This is a genomic window from Pseudoalteromonas sp. QJM3NY_12 (assembly GCF_056173165.1).
On the sequence record NZ_CM149661.1, the window covers coordinates 2,210,705 to 2,227,234 of the forward strand.

The window sequence follows — 16,530 nt, forward strand, 5'->3', positions numbered from 1 at the left end:
AAAGCCCAACCTACAAAAATTTAATTTTTAATCCAGCCTATGCTTAAAATATAACGACTGCCCTTTTCTATTTTTGATACTTGGTGCTGTTCTATATCAGGCCTGAACAGCTTAACTCGGTGGTAATTTATAATTGGATTGTCACAAATAAACTCACCACCCTTGGCGGCATGTTTTAATATAATATTGAGCCTAAAGTGCCGACCAGTTTTAACGTTATCGATATGCGGTTTTATTTCACTCCCTTGTGGAAATTTAATCAAATAGACATCAAACTTAAAAGGAGCAAAAATACGACAGAGTAGCATCTTGTCATAACCTGATCTTTGTCGCCCACGCTCCCAACTAAATAGTTTATTTAGCATCTACACTTAACTCTAAAAAAATTGAATACATGCCTAGAACCACTTAATTTTAAGCTTTGTCGAGTGAACTTTACTTGCTTGTGATCTAAATAAATTGCATTTAATGTCAACATAGCTAACTTCGCTAGGTTCTAAAAAGCTTTCTGTGCTTTTGCCTACACAATTACCAATAAACTTGCCACTTTCATCAAATGTAGAAGCAATAACGGTTCCCGTATAAATGCTCTCGTTAGTAATATTTTTTAATTCAGCTGCGATTCTTACTTGACCATTTTCTTTGTATATTTCAGAAAGAGTTAGTTTATAATCATTATTAATTTCATCACTTGTTTCTAATGCTTTATTAGAAACCATTGTTTTAAATCCATTGTCAACATCAGCGGCGATTGTCAGGGCGAATGCACTAATACCGCCGAGTATAGCTATTACAAACCCGATGCCCCAAAAAAACCTTTTATGCTCTCATTAAAATTATTGCTTTTCATTTAATTCTCTTTGGTTTTTACCATTGTATTTCGTTAACAAGATTGCCAAAGTAACTTTTTTCACCGACTAAATTTATATTTTTGTTTTTAAGTGTTTGTAGCTCGTCCGTATCTAAGTACCATCTAAACGAATGCTCTTCACCAGTGGATAAATCAGCAATGTTTAATGTTATACATTGCTGCTGATCATTTATAATACATGTAGTTACATCAGTTAAAAAATATTCTTCAGACCACAGTTCGCCTAAATTATTTTCAGCATAATACATAATGGGAACTACGCTAAATTTCCACAACGCCATATAGATCAAACAAGGGTACATTACTATCAAAAATCCTTTTACTAGCCTGCTACCTTTAAAAAAGTGACGAGTTATTAAATAATTAAAGTTGTGATCACACCTATACTTTTTAAATAATGTATATATTACTGCCATGGTTAATATAGGTAGCACTGCTAGCTCTATAAAATGTAATCGCTCATTAGCAATAAAAGCAGGATCGTTAAACTCGTACCATCCAATGAGCAATACTAAATAGCTCATTAGTGCGAATATAATTAATAGATATAAAAAGCTTTTATGAAACTCTTTGTGCTTTATGTTTAGCAATTAAACTCCCATTCAACTTCAATGATAAAATTATCTTTTAAGTATACTTTTTAACCCATAATACCAACTAAGGGCAGCGACTGTGCCATGAGTTTCATCTTCAAAGTAACGTTGATTTATATTTAAATTATCGCTCGAGTGCGCTTTTAGCTTTTCAACAAGTGCTAAGCCCCATTGATAATTTGTTTTACCAATCTCACCAAACGCTTCGCCGTTATTTGCAAAGGTAAAATACACATTACCGTTAAGCTGCTTGTTTACAAGTTGCTTCTTATCAAAATATCGATTGAGGTAGTTATTATCCCAAAGGTAAGTTGCATCAATTATTAAGTAGTCTGTAAATAGCGCATGATTGGTAAGCAATACATAGTTTGCAAACAAGCCACCAAAAGACTCGCCAATTAATACGCGTTTAGTTGATGTTCGGTAATTTTTATTAATGAGTGGAATAAGTTCTTTTTCGAAAAAGACGCTGTAGTTTGCGGCGTTACCAATATTTTCAAACCTTTCTAGGAGTTTACCGTTAAATGTCCAATCGACATTGGTTGGGGTAAAGTCACGCTCTCTTATCGCATTTTTACTATTTGGAATGGCTACTATAATTGCTTGTTGTATTTGCTGCTCTAGCCGTTCTGTACTAAGTGCCTCTACTAGCCCAGCGACAGCTTTTAGCTGTGTTTGGTCACCATCGAGCAAATAAATAACTGGATATTCTTTATCAGGGTTTTCATTATAGCTTGGCTGTAAATAAACGCTGAAGCTGCGTTGCTCATCTAAAATAACAGACTTAAGCTGATGCGCTTTTGCTAATATAATATCTTCTGACGCATACGAAACCGTAATAAAATACAGATTAATAAATACAATTAATAAAGCTTTCATAACCATCCTTGTAATAAGAGCAAAGTTAACTTTTAACAGTCTCTTCTACTGTTTGCACATTTACAACTTGGTTCACATTCCCTTGAATAACCACAGTGGCTGATATTTTATCTTGAATGGCTTGCCTGTTTGGGTCCCAGTATACTTGTAAAAAGCCTAACAAGCCGGTGGCAAAACCTGCACCGTAACCACCGTAGCGGCCAAAACAATCAAGTAAACCCAGTGATTCACCACTTAATGCAACCACTCTGGTGTTACAGAACTTTTTACCAGGGGTTTGACCGCGCCATAATAAAGAAAACAGTGTGAAGTACACAGCCGCCCAGCCAAAACCCAAACCTAAATCTTGAATAATCCCTTTACCCCACTGCAAAATACTGTGTGTGGTTGTTTGTGCGGGTTTATCTTCTATTAACTGCGTAAGCTTTAATTCATTATTTTCACTAAGCACTAATAATTGTAAAAATGCTTTTGCAAGTTGTGGGTTTTGTAGGTCGTCCATTTCGGCTAATTTGGGTACTTGCCCTATCAAGTTATCAAGTGCATTTTGTTGACAAGATTGCTCACAGCTTTCGTCTGCTGTTTGCACTAAGTAAGCATTTACCTGCCTTTTTTCTGTGGAGGTAAGCTGAATGTCATCCTGTATTTTTAAGCCTTGAACAGTTAAGCCTTGATCAGAGTCATCGCCTTCTAAATAATCTATACCAATTGAAAGCACAGCAAGAGCGCTTACAAATAAAATACTTGCTGCTACTATTTTTAATATTCTTCGCCACACACTCGACATTTTAGGAAGGTATTGCTGCGCCGTTCCTTTGTAAAACGCCATCGCAGCAACGAATGCAATAATAGTTGCACTGAGCTTTGCAGCTAAGAATATTAATGCAACATCTATAATCATAGCTAATACGCGCCGAGTCGGCGAAGCCAAAGGCAAGCCAAGTAAAGCATTATCAACCTTAAAGGCATACGGCGTGATCACTTCTCGAGTTTCGGCTTTAGATAACGCTAATTGTTCTAATTCTTGTGCTTTCATTATTATACTTGTTATTAAAATAGGTAACGCGGTTAAATTACGCGCTTTTTAATTTTTGCTCAAGCGAACTCATCTCTATTTAAAATAAAAACACCTCAAAACCAAAAATTATTAGATACAAAAGTTACAACCATTTACAAATATAAAGTTAACATTATTTACAATGCAACTACAAAACATATATTATCGATGAAACTACTTTTTCTTTAAAAATTAAATATATGGAGTATATTTTGAAGTTATTAACTAACATGTTTTTCTTGTTTTCGGTACTTGTTTTAAGTGGCTGTGCCCACCAGATAAGTTTAAATCCAGACACTGAAAAACTTCAGCTTTCAGAAAATAAATCAATATCTGTTGTAGGTTATTATATTTCTGAAGATGATATTAAAAAACAAGTAAAAACACCTGGCGGTGGTGGCGATAATGTTAGTTACAAACCTTATAAAGACACAGAAGCTGCATTATATACTGTACTTTCTAATAAATTTGAAAACGTTTATAAGCTTGAATCATTAACTGATAATACATTTTTACAAGACAATAAAATTGAATATGTATTTATACCTACAATAACAACTGAATCTAGTTCAGATAGTTTATTTACATGGCCACCTACAGAGTTTACTTTCACGTTAAACTGTAAAACTTTAAATAACAATGGCGATATAGCATGGAATACTGAAGTTAAAGGTTTTGGCAAAGCTGAATTTGATGAGTTTAAAAACGACTTTTCTTTATCAGCAAAGCGTGCAACAGAAGAAGCATTTAACAAACTAGTTGTAGAGTTAGAGCAGTCAAAACTATGAGTAAGGAAAGAATTAAAATGAAGTATAGAAGTTCAATAGGATTAATCGGGGTTTTATTCTTAAGTGCATGTACAATTCAAGTGCCTCCTTATAGTGCAGACATTGGTAACGTTTCAAAATTAAAGCAAGAAACGGTTTCCCCTCTATCTGTTGGCACAATTAAATCTGAAAAGAAACTAAATAAAATTTCACTTAGAGGCTCACCTCTTATTTCATCTGTAGGCAACAGTTATGGTAAATATATTGAAAATGCTTTGTTGCAAGAGCTTAAGTTAGCCAAGCTTTGGTCTGGTGTTGCTAAAAAGCAAGTAACTGGCAAAGTAATTGACCAAGATATTGATGTTACGGGTTTCTCCGAGGGAAGTTCATTTATAAAAGTAAATTTTATCGTTTCAGAAGAGAATATTATCTTATTCGAAAAAGAAATCATGGCCGAACACACTTTTGACTCTTCATTTATGGGAGCGATCGCTATCCCTAATGGTCAAAAAAGCTACGTAGAGTTAGTTCAAAAATTACTAACAAACCTATATACAGATGAAGAGTTTATTGCCTCAATAAAATAACTCTATTACATCGATTTCAAATAAAAAAGAGTCATACTTCGTATGGCTCTTTTTATTTAAACTTACCCTAAAACCACTTAATTTTAAGCTTTGTCGAGTGAACTTTACTTGCTTGTGATCTAAATAAATTGCATTTAATGTCAACATAGCTAACTTCGCTAGGTTCTAGAAAGCTGTCTGTGCTTTTACCTACACAGTTACCAATAAACTTACCCCTTTCGTCAAATGTAGAAGCAATAACGGTTCCCGTATAAATGCTCTCGTTAGTAATATTTTTTAATTCAGCCGCGATTCTTACTTGACCATTTTCTTTATATATTTCAGAAAGAGTTAGTTTATAATCATTATTAATTTCATCACTTGTTTCTAATGCTTTATTAGAAACCATTGTTTTAAATCCACTGTCAACATCAGCGGCGATTGTAAGGGCGAACGCACTAATGCCGCCAAGCATTGCTATTACAAACCCAACTCCCCAAAAAAAGCCTTTTATACTCTCGTTCAAATTATTACTTTTCATTTAATTCCCTTTCGTTTTTACCATTGTATTTCGTTAACAAGATAGCCAAAGTAACTTTTTTCGCCGACTAAGTTCACTTTTGTATTTTTAAGTTTTAAAAGCTTGTGCTTATCTAAATACCACCTGATGGTATGCTGTTTGTTTGTAGATATATCTGCAAAGAGTAAACGAACGCAATTCGGCTCATAATCGCTATAACAAGCCTCAGACTCAACTAAGATATATTATTCAGACCAATAATCGCCTAAATGATAATGCGCCCATAGTTGAATCGGCGCACAAATGACAGCCCAAAGATATGCATACAGCAAAATAGGTATCATAATGATACTTGAATATTTAAGGATAACCCCTTCTTGATCAAAGTGAGTATTAAACTCTTCTTTTGCATTTGGCGTTTTTATTAAATGAAATAGAAAGGCACACACTAAAGAAATAGTAATAAAGCCTAAAACCCAAAAACTTAAAAAATCATAAAAACGGTTAGGGATAAAGGAGGGGTCGATTGAAGTGTACCACTCATAAAGACCAACAGGGCCGAGCATCATAACAATAAATGCTATGATAACGAGAATCACAGGCTTTTTTGTCATATAAATTAATATCCTTATATTTTATGACGTCTTTAATTTGGTCAGTATTTTAATCAAGGATTGCCTTATCCCAGTATTAAAATAATTATGTGAACAATTATTACATCAAAACGTATTATTGTTAATAATGGTTTTAAGGAATTACTCATGACCGCCAAACAACTCTCATCACTTTTTGTTTTTAACTTACTGTTTGCCACCACCGAGGCAAATGCCAATGCTCGCTGGTATGTGGTTAATGATTCGGTGATGGGTGGCATTTCTAATAGTCAGGTTTTGTATGAGAACGACAATTTAGTGTTTACAGGCAATGTATCGCTTGCAAACAATGGAGGATTTGCTTCAATAAGAACACCGTTGGATGTAAAAAACCAAAATATTACAAAAATAGTGCTACGTGTTAAGGGCGATGGTCAAACCTATCAATTACGTTTAAGAACCAATGAGTACATGGATGGTGCGGCTTATACCCGCTCGTTTAGTACCACAAAGAGCGAGTGGCTTAATATTGAGTTTTTACCTGAAGATTTTCAGCTTACTTATCGCGGCCGCTTACTTGAACAACAACCTACAATTAACTTTAAAGATGTAAGGCAGCTTGGGTTTATGATTGCAGGTAAACAGGCGGGAGAATTTAGGCTTGAGGTTGAAAAAATTGAGTTTAAAAACTAACTTTTCTGCGTACATTACAAGGTTAAATAACCTGAACTAATACAGTTAGACTTTGGTTAAATAGTAAAGTCGTCGCCTCGCCTTTTCATTTCGTTGATTACTAGCTCAATAATTTGTTGTTTTATTGCTGCCTGCTGAGACTTTACCTCACTAAGTTGCAGCTCCAATCTATTTATCTCTTCTTGTTGTTGCTCGGTTTTATACTTTTTAGCTCCCATATGCTCAGCATCCATAGTTAAGCGACTATCGTCTTCAGCTGGCCCATATTGGCTATTATCAATGGTTAAACTGCGTTGTACCGTACTCTGCTTAAGCTTATTTACTTGTTCTTGCAATGCAACCACTTGCTGGGTGAAATATTTATATGCCTTTTCTAAATTTTGATATTGCTCAGCAAATGTTGCGTTATCTTCGCTGTATTTTTGAACCTTAGCATCTAAAAACTCTGATAAAACATAGTCAGGCTCTTCCTCTGATTTATCATCAATGTGTTGCTGTTCTGATTCTATTAAAGGCTGATTGTTATAATTAGATGCTTGATATTGAATTGAGGCGGTTGAAATCTTCATTATTTTATCCCTAAAATGAATTTGTCACTATTTTAGGTATCGACTGATATTTTAAATTCTTGAGTAGGATTGACTGATAAGAGCAAATAAAAAAGCCCTACTTGATTAAAGCAGGGCTTAAAGTATTTTTTACCTTAAAATTACGACTCTATAGCCAGTAATTCCACCTCAAAAATAAGCAATGACGCAGGAGGTATACTCCCTACCCGCTTTTCACCATAGGCAAGCTGGTGCGGTATATAAAACTGAAATTTATCGCCCGGGCTCATCAGTTGCAGACCCTCAGTCCAGCCTTTTATAACTTGGTGCAAGCCAAAGCTAATCGGAGTTTTACGCTCCACTGAGCTGTCAAATACAGTGCCGTCGATTAAAGTGCCGTGATAATGCACTTTCACCATACTCGTTGGGCTAGGTGTATTTTCGCTATCCCCTTTATGGATTATTTTATATTGCAAGCCAGACGCGGTTTCTTGAACGCCTTCTACCTTTGCATTGGCAATTAAGTAATCACTTTCAATTTGCGCATTAGCGATTGCTTGCTGCTTGGCTTTTTTACTGTTTTTAAAAATCAAAACGCAAAAAATAGCGATAACAATCAGTAAAATTATATTGATCATAACTCCCCTTTTTCATCTTCTGGGTCGTGGTCTTTTTCGTCGCTGTTATCACCATTAACAATATCGGCAATGCCTTTTAATCGCGCTAATGCGATGCCATTAACCGAATCTTCTGGGTAGTGTTCATCAACCATATCACCCGCTTCGATATCCATTAATAAGTTTAGTGCTTGGTCAACGGTTTCCACAGCATAAATATTAAACTTACCTAACTCAACGGCATTGAGTATTTCGTCATCAAGCACCAAATTAACTTGGTTCGATTTAGGAATAATAACCCCTTGCTCACCCGTTAAGCCGCGCATTTTACATAGCTTAAAGAAACCTTCTATTTTCTCATTTACACCACCAATGGCCTGTACATCACCATGTTGGTTAATTGAACCGGTTAGAGCAATAGACTGACTGATAGGTAAGCTCGTAATGGCCGAAATTAGCGCACAAAGTTCAGCAAGAGAGGCGCTATCACCATCTATGTAGCCATAACTTTGTTCAATAGCGATATTCGCACTGAGTGTTAAGCTAAAGTGTTGCGCGTATTTGTTACCTAAATACCCGGTAAGCAGCATTACCCCTTTTGAGTGAATTGCTTTACCCAACTCAGCTTCGCGTTCCACATCAATTACGCCGTCAGCGCCGGCATAAACGGTAGCAGTAATACGTGCAGGTGTGCCAAATGAGGTGTCACCAATGTGCAGTACCGTTAAACCATTTACTTTACCTACGGCTTGGCCTTCAGTAGCTATTAAAGTATGCCCTTCCTTTATATCACTGAGCATGTTTTCGCTAATTTGCCCCGTACGGTACTGCTTGCCTTGTATGGCTTCGTCAATATGGCGTGCATCAATCACCGTTAGTTTGTCTTGCTTAGCGTAAAAACTGGCCTCAGCCACAAGCTCTAACACATCAGCAAAACGTGCTGATAACTTATTATGGTGCTCTGCTTGGCGATAACTAAATTTAAGTAATCGCACCATTGCGGCTTCGTTTAACGTGCACTTTAATGTTTGCTCGCAGTAATCACTGACTTTAGTAATAAACTGATACTGCAGCTTATCGCTACTTGGTAAGTAATAATCAAAATCGGCAAGTACTCTAAATAACTCAGCAAATTCCTCGTCGTATTCACCGATGGTGTAATAAAGTTCACGTGAGCCGAGTAAAATAATTTTCACATCAAGCGGTATTAACTGCGGTCGAAGCGTAAAGCTACTACCAACGACACTGTCTTGATAAGGTAAGTCATTTTTAATTTGATGGGTTTTTAGCGACAGCTTTAGCCCATCCCACACTTGGGGTTGAGCCATTACTTTTTCAGCATCCATAATTAAATAGCCGCCATTGGCGCGGTGCAATGCACCTGGCTGAATTGAGCGATAGCTGGTAATTAACGACCCTTGCGATGTGGCGTATTCAATTTTGCCAAAAATATTACCAAAAGTTGGGTTTGGCTCGTAAACAACCGGTGCTGCATCGCCTTCTTTGTATTCAACTAAAATATTAGGTGCAAAAAAGTCGGTAAGCATACCTTTACGGTCAAAGTCTTCTTTGTTTTCTTCGCTTTCACCTTCATCATCAAGCCATTCAAGAACGGCATCAATAATTTCTACACGTATATCTTTTAAATAACGCAGCACACCAATATGGCTGGCGTATTTATGTTCTAAATCTTTTAATAACGGTTTAGTGGCTTGCTCAGCGGTAGACTTTTTAAGATTGCGAAGCTTTTCTTTAGATTCACGTTTCCAGCGCGGTAACTCAATAAGCGCTTCAATGAGGGCATCTTCTAATTTTTCTATACGCTCAAAAAACATTTCGCGTAAATCATCTTCCAAATCAGAAAATTCATTATCGGTAAGTTGCTTGCCATCAATCAGCGGTGCAAAGCCGACTACGCCTTTTTCTTCAATTAATGCCACACTTTGCTCAAGCGCAGCTATTTCTACCGCGGTAATAGCGCCATCGTAAGCATCGTTAAACTCGCGGTCTATCGATTTTTTCTTGCGCTGATAAGCTGGGTTATCAAATGCAGCAGGAAAGGTGTCGAGTACTTCATCAATAAATGAGTCAATATCATCGGCTAATTGTTTGCTTTGCCCTGCATGCATAAATAACGCAATAGGCTCACGGTGATCGTCGTAGTTATTAACATACAGCCATTCATGCGGTGTTGTGCGCTCTTTAGCGTGTTGTTTTAATTTGTCTTTTACTAAGGTAAAACGCCCATGTGCCGCCTCTCCCATCACGTAAACATTATAACCGGGTAGGTCCATTCCTAAAGAGAAGTCCAATGCACTTTGCGCACGTTGTTGGCCTATAAAAGTAAGTTGCTCAGGGTATGGATTGCTCATGCAAGTGTTTACATGGCTCGAAGAAATACTCGGTGCAAGATTTGATACGGGTAGTGGCAGCAGTTTTTTCGTCATTCTAACTTCTTTTTTTACCAGCTTAATTGCTAGATTTGGGCATATTGAGTGGCTTACAGCCACTCAATACTTATATTTAGGGTTGTAAAGCCTGGCGGCTAAAATAGATGCCATCACACTGCGTGCAAGGAATAATTTGCGTTGCGTGGTAAACATCATAACTATGGTTGCAATTCTTACATACTAATGTGCCCATGGCTATCCATTCACCTGCGTGATAAACGCCATTGTGCTTAAAATCTTCACTTAATGACTGCCATTCAAGCTGTGTTTTGTCTTCAATATGAGAAAGCTCAAACCACAATGACTCCTTAAGCTCCTGCCATGCAAGCGAATTATAGTAGCTATTATTTTCTTGTAGGTGAGAAATGTCACGCATTAAGTAATTACGATAAAGCTGGTATTTTTCTTCACCTAAATCTTTAAGTGCCTGCTCAGATTCAATAAATCGCTTTAATGCGGCTTTAACTTCATGCTCTTTGACATCTTTTAACCAATCGGATAAATCACTAAGCCATGTTCTGTAATCTGCCATTTTATACTCCTTCAAAACGTCTACTGATTTACTCTATATCATAGATAAGTATAGGTTAACCTGTACTGAAAACTAATTTACTCGCAATTTTACAAAAAGCGCCGCTTTGACGCTGTGAATAGCGCTTTATTTGGGGTATCCTATCGACAATTTTTTATTAGTATGCAAGAAGTTTGGAAACGTAAATGCAAGAGCAATATAACCCACAAGACATAGAGTCAAAAGTCCAACGCTACTGGGAAGAAAACCAAGTATTTAAAGCCACAGAAGATGAGAGCAAAGAAAAATACTATTGCCTCTCAATGTTTCCCTACCCAAGTGGTCGACTGCATATGGGTCATGTGCGTAACTATACCATTGGTGACGTGGTTTCTCGCTTCCAGCGCTTGCAAGGCAAAAACGTAATGCAACCTATGGGTTGGGATGCGTTTGGTTTACCTGCAGAAAACGCGGCTATTAAAAATAAAACAGCCCCTGCAAAGTGGACTTACGAAAATATTGACTACATGCGTAACCAACTTAAACAATTGGGTTTTGGCTACGATTGGGATCGCGAAATTGCAACCTGCCACCCAGAATATTACAAATGGGAACAATGGTTTTTCACTAAGCTTTACGAAAAAGGCCTAGTGTACAAAAAAATGTCAACGGTTAACTGGGATCCGGTCGATCAAACTGTATTAGCTAACGAGCAAGTAATTGACGGCCGCGGTTGGCGCTCAGGTGCGGTAGTGGAACAAAAAGAAATTCCACAGTGGTTTATTAAAATTACCGACTACGCACAAGAGCTATTAGACGATTTAGACAAATTAGAAGACTGGCCTGAACAAGTTAAAACCATGCAGCGCAACTGGATTGGTCGTTCTGAAGGCTTAGACATAGAATTTACCCGTACCGATAACAACGAAAAATTTAGCGTATACACAACACGCCCAGATACATTTATGGGCGTAACATACCTAGCCGTTGCTGGTGGCCACCCTATTGCACAAGAAGCGGCTAAAAATAGCGACGCGATTGCAATGTTTGTTGAAGAATGCAAAAACACCAAAGTTGCTGAAGCAGACATGGCAACCATGGAGAAAAAAGGTATTGCAACAGGCTTTTACGCCACTCACCCATTAACGGGCGAGCAACTACCAATTTGGGTTGCCAACTTTGTATTAATGCATTATGGCTCAGGTGCGGTAATGGCAGTACCTGCGCACGACCAACGTGACTTTGAATTTGCAACAGCTTACGGCCTAGATATTAAACAAGTTATTGCGCCAGTTGAAGGCTCTGAGCTTGAAGTAAACCTAGCTCAAGAAGCATTCACCGAAAAAGGGGTATTAGTAAACTCAGGTGAATTTGATGGCCTTGATTTTGAAAACGCCTTTAACGCTGTTGCCGACAAGCTAGAAGCATTAGGTGTGGGAGAGCGTAAAGTAAACTTCCGTCTACGCGATTGGGGTGTAAGCCGTCAGCGTTACTGGGGTTCGCCAATTCCAATGCTGAGTGATGAGAATGGTAATGAGCTTGCTGCCACTGAAGATATGCTACCAGTGCGTTTACCAGAAGATGTGGTAATGAATGGCGTTACCTCACCAATTAAAGCGGACCCAGAATGGGCTAAAACAACTGTAAATGGTGTACCAGCCACTCATGAAACTGATACTTTTGATACCTTTATGGAGTCATCATGGTATTACGCTCGCTACTGTAGCCCGCGCCATGACGAGGGTATGTTAGACCCAGCAGCCGCTAACTATTGGCTACCAGTAAACCAATACATTGGTGGTATTGAGCACGCAATTTTACATTTATTGTATTCGCGCTTTTTCCACAAATTATTACGTGACTTTGGTTTAGTTAATTCAGACGAGCCATTCGACCGCTTACTTTGTCAAGGTATGGTATTAGCTGAAACGTTTTATCGTAAAGATGAAAAAGGCGGCGATATATGGATTTCGCCAAGCGATGTTAATACCGAAACCGACGAAAAAGGCCGCGTAACCAAGGCATGGCATAAAAAAGACGGTGATCCTGTGTTCTCATCTGGCATGAGCAAAATGTCTAAGTCGAAAAACAACGGCATAGACCCACAAGAAGTAATTGCTCAATACGGCGCAGATACCGTGCGTTTGTTTATGATGTTTACTGCACCACCAGAGCAAACGCTTGAATGGTCAGATTCAGGGGTTGAAGGCGCGCACCGTTTCTTAAAACGTGTATGGAAATACGCGGTAGATGTTAAAACGGTTGGCTTCCAAGCACTTGATAAATCGGCGCTTACAAATCCGCAAAAAGTACTTCGCCGTGAGCTACATAAAGCGATTGCAAAAGTGAGCGATGATGTTGAACGTCGTCAAACATTCAACACTGCAATTGCCGCAATTATGGAGCTGTCTAATAAGTTATTAAAAGCGCCATTAAACGATACTCAAGATGTTGCCATTGCTAACGAGGCATTAGAAGCATTGCTTATTATGCTAGCACCAATAACACCGCATTTATCGCATCAGTTATGGCAAGATCTAGGTAAAGAAGGTGATATTTTAGATGCAGCATGGCCAAAAGTTGACGAATCTGCCCTAGTTGAAGATGAAAAATTAATCATCGTACAAGTAAACGGTAAATTACGTGCAAAACTAACGGTTGCAGCTGATGCAACGCAAGAGCAAGTAGAAGCACTCGCGTTTGCAGAATCTAACGTCACTAAATTTACTGATGGTGCAACAATCCGCAAAGTAATTTATGTACCAGGTAAATTGCTTAACGTGGTAGCTAACTAATATGGCTACTTTAAATGCCATTAAAAACGGACTAGCCTTAGCGCTAGTCTGTTTTTTGTTATCGAGCTGTGGCTTTCACCTTAAAAAAGCATCAAGCCTACCCGATGATTTAAAACAGCTAACCTTGGTGGGTGATGATCAAAAATCAGCTTTGTTTAGCTATTTGCAAACAGAACTGACTATGAGCGATGTCACTTTAGTCCCTGCTAGTAAACAGTCTGCGCAACTTTATTTATTTAAAGAGCAGCTAGAGCGCCAAACCTTGTCGTTGTTTCAAAACGGACAAGTAGCTGAATATGAACTGGCATACAGTGTGAGTTATGTTGTAAAACGCCCAAAACAAGAAGCCATTGAAAAACGTTTTGAGCTTTACCGTAATTACCAAGATGATCCTGACAACGCACTAGCTAAAGCAAAAGAGCTTGAACTACTGATCAGCGAAATTCGCCAGCAAGCGAGTCGTCGAATTGTTAGAGAGTTGTCGCAACTATAATGCGTTGTTATGCAAATCAGCTGCCTAGCGAATTAAAAAAGGGGTTAAAACCTTTTTATTTGGTTTTTGGTGAAGAACCTTTTCAAGAAGCGCAATGTGTACAGCTCATTCGCGACAGCGCAAAAGCGCAAGGCTTTGATGAAGTAATTAAATTCACTTTAGCCCAAGGCTTTGATTGGCAAGAAATCATTGCGCAATACCAAAGTATGTCGTTATTTAGTGCGCGTACGATTATTGAGCTTGATTTGAACCAGCAAAAACCTGGTACACCCGGCGCAAACACCTTTAAAAAGGTCGTTGAGCTCGAAAACCCTGACACCATTTTAATTGTTAAAGGCGCCAAAGCAAGCCAAGATGTGCAACGCGGTGCGTGGTTTAAAGCACTCGATAAGCAAGGGCTATTTGTACCTTGCTATCCGCTTAGTGGTAATCACTTAAAACGTTGGCTTGATGAACAGTGCCAACGCTTGTCACTTAATTTACAAAACGAGGCTAAGCTCAGTTTAATTAATGCCACTGAAGGCAATTTACTGGCCTGTTTCCAAGAGCTTGAAAAGCTGTCGCTAATACATGGTGACGCTCTTATTACTCAGCAACTGGTAATGCAAGGGCTACTAAACCAATCTAAATTCGATATTTTTGATTTAAGTGATGCCCTTTTAAACGGCCATACTTCACAAGCAATAAAAGTATTAAATAAGCTTGCCAGTGATAACACTGAAGTAGTGAGTATTTTGTGGGCCATCAATAAAGATTTAAATACCTTAATAGGTGTACAACAAGGGTTACTGCAGGGTGAGTCATTAGCGACCCTGTTTAAACAAAAAGCGATTTGGAAAAATCAGCAAGCGCCGGTACAAACAGCGATAAACAGACTAAATATTCACACCCTTGAAAGTATTAGCAGTGAACTGGCATTATTTGATGCAAGCTACAAACAAGGTGTATTAATTGCCCCCTATCAAGCATTAGCACATATTTGTATTAAATTTTGCCAGCCGCTCGATATTCCACTGCCGTGTCATACTAACCGTCAGTAAAGGAAAAATACCATGATTGCAATTTTTGGTGGCACTTTTGACCCCATTCATTTGGGACACCTTAATATGGCGCAGCAATGCGTTGCGACCTTTAAATTACACTCACTCTATTTTATGCCCTGTGCAATACCCGCACACAAAGCGGCACCGGGGATCAGCACCGAGCATCGTATTGCAATGCTTAAAACCGCAATTAAACCATATTCGCAGTTTAAGCTTGATTTACGAGAACTAAAACGCAGCGGCCCGTCGTATTCTTTATTAAGCTTGCAAGAACTAAGAGCAGAAAATCCCGATACCCCGATTCTATTTTTGATTGGAATGGACTCATTCAACAACCTTGATAAATGGTATCAATGGCAAACAATAACTCGTCTATGCCATATAGTGGTGTATCAACGCCCAGGTCAAAACTGTGATGTACAAGGTGAACTTAAAAACTACAAACAGCAGGCTATGAGCAACGATATTTCCCTACTGAACGAAAAAAATGGCGGACACCTTTACTTTTTAGAAGGTAAGCAACTGGATGCTGCATCCAGCACTATCCGTCAAACGCTTAAAAAAAGTATTAAAAAGAGTGAACTATTACCCGACACCGTGAGTCACTATATTGAGCAGCACCAGCTTTATCAAGAGTGATTGGTATAAACCCCTCGGCGTGTTAAAATAACCGCTATTAAATTTTAAATTGAGACAAAACCTTGGATTCGAAACAACTACTCGCTTTTGCACTAGACAAAATTGACGATATGAAAGCACGTGATGTGATTCAACTTGACGTAACTGGCACTTCAGACGTAACCGATTACATGATTGTATGTTCAGGCACATCAAGACGTCATGTATTGTCAATTGCTGATAACTTAGCAAAAGAAGCTCGTCACGCTGGTGAAGAGCCATTAGGCTACGAAGGCCAAAGCGATGGCGAATGGGCATTAGTTGATTTAGGTGATGTGATTGTTCACGTTATGCAAGATCAAGCACGTAGCTATTACGATCTAGAAAAGCTTTGGGGCTAATAGCTCCCTATTTTAGACAACGCTTGGAAGTAACGTCGTGAAAATACAAATGATTGCTGTTGGTACAAAAATGCCAGCATGGGTAGAAACAGGTTTTGCAGAATATCAGCGCCGCTTTCCCAAAGATATGGCACTGGAACTAATCGAAATACCTGCAGGTAAACGTGGTAAAAACGCAGATATAAAGCGTATTTTACACATCGAAGGTGAAAAAACCTTAGCCGTCATACCCAAAGGTAATCGTATTGTCACACTAGAAGTAACTGGTAAACCACTGGATACTCACCAGCTTGCAAAAAACATGGAAAAGTGGCAACTTGACGGCCGCGATGTCAGTTTACTGATTGGCGGTCCAGAAGGCTTAGCTCCCGAGTGTATTGCAGCCTCTGAGCAAAAGTGGTCGTTGTCTAATTTAACACTCCCGCACCCTTTAGTACGCATTATTGTTGCTGAAAGCCTTTACAGGGGCTGGAGCTTAAATAACAACCACCCTTATCATCGCGAGTAGTTTCTTG

At 38.4% G+C, this 16,530-nt stretch carries 20 protein-coding genes; 9 read left to right on the forward strand and 11 right to left on the reverse strand.

What is annotated here, in order from left to right; all coding sequences use genetic code 11:
• Positions 1–20: 20 nt before the first annotated feature.
• The 5 genes from AC0VZ5_RS10375 to AC0VZ5_RS10395 all read right to left on the reverse strand — a co-directional run bounded on the left by AC0VZ5_RS10375 (position 21) and on the right by AC0VZ5_RS10395 (position 3,379).
• Positions 21–365, reverse strand: a complete 345-nt coding sequence (locus tag AC0VZ5_RS10375; RefSeq protein WP_178956300.1) for a 2OG-Fe(II) oxygenase — start codon at positions 363–365, stop codon at positions 21–23.
• 33 nt (positions 366–398) lie between these two features.
• Positions 399–719, reverse strand: a complete 321-nt coding sequence (locus AC0VZ5_RS10380) for an ATPase (RefSeq protein WP_475472716.1) — start codon at positions 717–719, stop codon at positions 399–401.
• 148 nt (positions 720–867) lie between these two features.
• Entirely contained in the window at positions 868–1,152 is a 285-nt protein-coding gene (locus AC0VZ5_RS10385) for a hypothetical protein (RefSeq protein ID WP_290171707.1), read from the reverse strand.
• Between the two features lie 339 nt (positions 1,153–1,491).
• Positions 1,492–2,343 carry an alpha/beta hydrolase gene (locus AC0VZ5_RS10390; RefSeq protein ID WP_475472718.1) on the reverse strand — a complete coding sequence of 284 codons (852 nt, stop codon included), beginning with the start codon at positions 2,341–2,343 and terminating at the stop codon, positions 1,492–1,494.
• A gap of 25 nt (positions 2,344–2,368) precedes the next feature.
• A complete protein-coding gene (locus AC0VZ5_RS10395) occupies positions 2,369–3,379 on the reverse strand; it encodes an RDD family protein (RefSeq protein ID WP_475472720.1) in 1,011 nt (336 codons plus the stop codon).
• A gap of 233 nt (positions 3,380–3,612) precedes the next feature.
• Between AC0VZ5_RS10395 and AC0VZ5_RS10400 the strand changes: the two genes are divergently transcribed.
• Both AC0VZ5_RS10400 and AC0VZ5_RS10405 read left to right on the forward strand, forming a co-directional pair.
• Positions 3,613–4,188: a hypothetical protein gene (locus tag AC0VZ5_RS10400; RefSeq protein WP_054202464.1), complete on the forward strand. Its 576-nt coding sequence runs from the start codon at positions 3,613–3,615 to the stop codon at positions 4,186–4,188.
• Between the two features lie 17 nt (positions 4,189–4,205).
• A complete protein-coding gene (locus AC0VZ5_RS10405) occupies positions 4,206–4,754 on the forward strand; it encodes a hypothetical protein (protein WP_475472723.1) in 549 nt (182 codons plus the stop codon).
• A 67-nt stretch (positions 4,755–4,821) separates the two neighbouring features.
• Here the strand turns inward: AC0VZ5_RS10405 and AC0VZ5_RS10410 are convergent, their stop codons facing one another.
• Together AC0VZ5_RS10410 and AC0VZ5_RS10415 are read right to left on the reverse strand one after the other, a co-directional pair.
• Positions 4,822–5,274, reverse strand: a complete 453-nt coding sequence (locus AC0VZ5_RS10410) for an ATPase (RefSeq protein ID WP_475472725.1) — start codon at positions 5,272–5,274, stop codon at positions 4,822–4,824.
• Between the two features lie 224 nt (positions 5,275–5,498).
• Positions 5,499–5,867, reverse strand: coding sequence for a hypothetical protein (locus AC0VZ5_RS10415; protein ID WP_475472727.1), 369 nt, complete (start codon positions 5,865–5,867; stop codon positions 5,499–5,501).
• Between the two features lie 147 nt (positions 5,868–6,014).
• Between AC0VZ5_RS10415 and AC0VZ5_RS10420 the strand changes: the two genes are divergently transcribed.
• Positions 6,015–6,539, forward strand: coding sequence for a CIA30 family protein (locus AC0VZ5_RS10420; protein ID WP_475472729.1), 525 nt, complete (start codon positions 6,015–6,017; stop codon positions 6,537–6,539).
• A 56-nt stretch (positions 6,540–6,595) separates the two neighbouring features.
• Here AC0VZ5_RS10420 and AC0VZ5_RS10425 read toward each other — a convergent pair whose 3' ends face one another.
• From AC0VZ5_RS10425 to AC0VZ5_RS10440, 4 genes are all read right to left on the reverse strand, one after another.
• Positions 6,596–7,108, reverse strand: a complete 513-nt coding sequence (locus AC0VZ5_RS10425; protein WP_138604983.1) for a hypothetical protein — start codon at positions 7,106–7,108, stop codon at positions 6,596–6,598.
• A 140-nt stretch (positions 7,109–7,248) separates the two neighbouring features.
• Complete coding sequence (locus tag AC0VZ5_RS10430; protein WP_008467995.1) at positions 7,249–7,725, reverse strand: FKBP-type peptidyl-prolyl cis-trans isomerase; 477 nt, start codon at positions 7,723–7,725, stop codon at positions 7,249–7,251.
• Positions 7,722–10,151 carry a Lon protease family protein gene (locus AC0VZ5_RS10435; RefSeq protein WP_475472731.1) on the reverse strand — a complete coding sequence of 810 codons (2,430 nt, stop codon included), beginning with the start codon at positions 10,149–10,151 and terminating at the stop codon, positions 7,722–7,724. Before AC0VZ5_RS10435 ends, AC0VZ5_RS10430 begins: the two co-directional genes overlap by 4 nt.
• A 76-nt stretch (positions 10,152–10,227) precedes the next feature.
• A complete protein-coding gene (locus AC0VZ5_RS10440) occupies positions 10,228–10,686 on the reverse strand; it encodes a zinc ribbon-containing protein (RefSeq protein WP_475472732.1) in 459 nt (152 codons plus the stop codon).
• Between the two features lie 185 nt (positions 10,687–10,871).
• Here AC0VZ5_RS10440 and leuS point away from each other — a divergent pair, with 185 nt between their 5' ends.
• The 6 genes from leuS to rlmH all read left to right on the forward strand — a co-directional run bounded on the left by leuS (position 10,872) and on the right by rlmH (position 16,523).
• Positions 10,872–13,460 (forward strand): leucine--tRNA ligase, encoded by a 2,589-nt coding sequence (leuS, locus tag AC0VZ5_RS10445; RefSeq protein ID WP_475472734.1) that lies wholly within the window; start codon positions 10,872–10,874, stop codon positions 13,458–13,460.
• 1 nt (position 13,461) lies between these two features.
• Positions 13,462–13,953, forward strand: a complete 492-nt coding sequence (locus AC0VZ5_RS10450) for an LPS-assembly lipoprotein LptE (protein ID WP_138622749.1) — start codon at positions 13,462–13,464, stop codon at positions 13,951–13,953.
• Complete coding sequence (holA, locus tag AC0VZ5_RS10455) at positions 13,953–14,993, forward strand: DNA polymerase III subunit delta (protein ID WP_475472736.1); 1,041 nt, start codon at positions 13,953–13,955, stop codon at positions 14,991–14,993. Before AC0VZ5_RS10450 ends, holA begins: the two co-directional genes overlap by 1 nt.
• A gap of 12 nt (positions 14,994–15,005) precedes the next feature.
• Complete coding sequence (gene nadD, locus AC0VZ5_RS10460; protein ID WP_198523442.1) at positions 15,006–15,635, forward strand: nicotinate-nucleotide adenylyltransferase; 630 nt, start codon at positions 15,006–15,008, stop codon at positions 15,633–15,635.
• A 62-nt stretch (positions 15,636–15,697) separates the two neighbouring features.
• Positions 15,698–16,015 (forward strand): ribosome silencing factor, encoded by a 318-nt coding sequence (rsfS, locus tag AC0VZ5_RS10465; protein ID WP_010388304.1) that lies wholly within the window; start codon positions 15,698–15,700, stop codon positions 16,013–16,015.
• A 37-nt stretch (positions 16,016–16,052) separates the two neighbouring features.
• Entirely contained in the window at positions 16,053–16,523 is a 471-nt protein-coding gene (gene rlmH, locus AC0VZ5_RS10470; protein WP_413402580.1) for a 23S rRNA (pseudouridine(1915)-N(3))-methyltransferase RlmH, read from the forward strand.
• Positions 16,524–16,530 lie beyond the last annotated feature (7 nt).

Coding starts and splice junctions, on each gene's coding strand:
- AC0VZ5_RS10375 (WP_178956300.1), bottom strand. CDS start 365: ATGCTAAATAAACTATTTAGTTGGGAGCGTGGGCGACAAAGATCAGGT.
- AC0VZ5_RS10380 (WP_475472716.1), bottom strand. CDS start 719: ATGGTTTCTAATAAAGCATTAGAAACAAGTGATGAAATTAATAATGAT.
- AC0VZ5_RS10385 (WP_290171707.1), bottom strand. CDS start 1,152: ATGGCGTTGTGGAAATTTAGCGTAGTTCCCATTATGTATTATGCTGAA.
- AC0VZ5_RS10390 (WP_475472718.1), bottom strand. CDS start 2,343: ATGAAAGCTTTATTAATTGTATTTATTAATCTGTATTTTATTACGGTT.
- AC0VZ5_RS10395 (WP_475472720.1), bottom strand. CDS start 3,379: ATGAAAGCACAAGAATTAGAACAATTAGCGTTATCTAAAGCCGAAACT.
- AC0VZ5_RS10405 (WP_475472723.1), top strand. CDS start 4,206: ATGAAGTATAGAAGTTCAATAGGATTAATCGGGGTTTTATTCTTAAGT.
- AC0VZ5_RS10410 (WP_475472725.1), bottom strand. CDS start 5,274: ATGAAAAGTAATAATTTGAACGAGAGTATAAAAGGCTTTTTTTGGGGA.
- AC0VZ5_RS10415 (WP_475472727.1), bottom strand. CDS start 5,867: ATGACAAAAAAGCCTGTGATTCTCGTTATCATAGCATTTATTGTTATG.
- AC0VZ5_RS10420 (WP_475472729.1), top strand. CDS start 6,015: ATGACCGCCAAACAACTCTCATCACTTTTTGTTTTTAACTTACTGTTT.
- AC0VZ5_RS10425 (WP_138604983.1), bottom strand. CDS start 7,108: ATGAAGATTTCAACCGCCTCAATTCAATATCAAGCATCTAATTATAAC.
- AC0VZ5_RS10430 (WP_008467995.1), bottom strand. CDS start 7,725: ATGATCAATATAATTTTACTGATTGTTATCGCTATTTTTTGCGTTTTG.
- AC0VZ5_RS10435 (WP_475472731.1), bottom strand. CDS start 10,151: ATGACGAAAAAACTGCTGCCACTACCCGTATCAAATCTTGCACCGAGT.
- AC0VZ5_RS10440 (WP_475472732.1), bottom strand. CDS start 10,686: ATGGCAGATTACAGAACATGGCTTAGTGATTTATCCGATTGGTTAAAA.
- leuS (WP_475472734.1), top strand. CDS start 10,872: ATGCAAGAGCAATATAACCCACAAGACATAGAGTCAAAAGTCCAACGC.
- AC0VZ5_RS10450 (WP_138622749.1), top strand. CDS start 13,462: ATGGCTACTTTAAATGCCATTAAAAACGGACTAGCCTTAGCGCTAGTC.
- holA (WP_475472736.1), top strand. CDS start 13,953: ATGCGTTGTTATGCAAATCAGCTGCCTAGCGAATTAAAAAAGGGGTTA.
- nadD (WP_198523442.1), top strand. CDS start 15,006: ATGATTGCAATTTTTGGTGGCACTTTTGACCCCATTCATTTGGGACAC.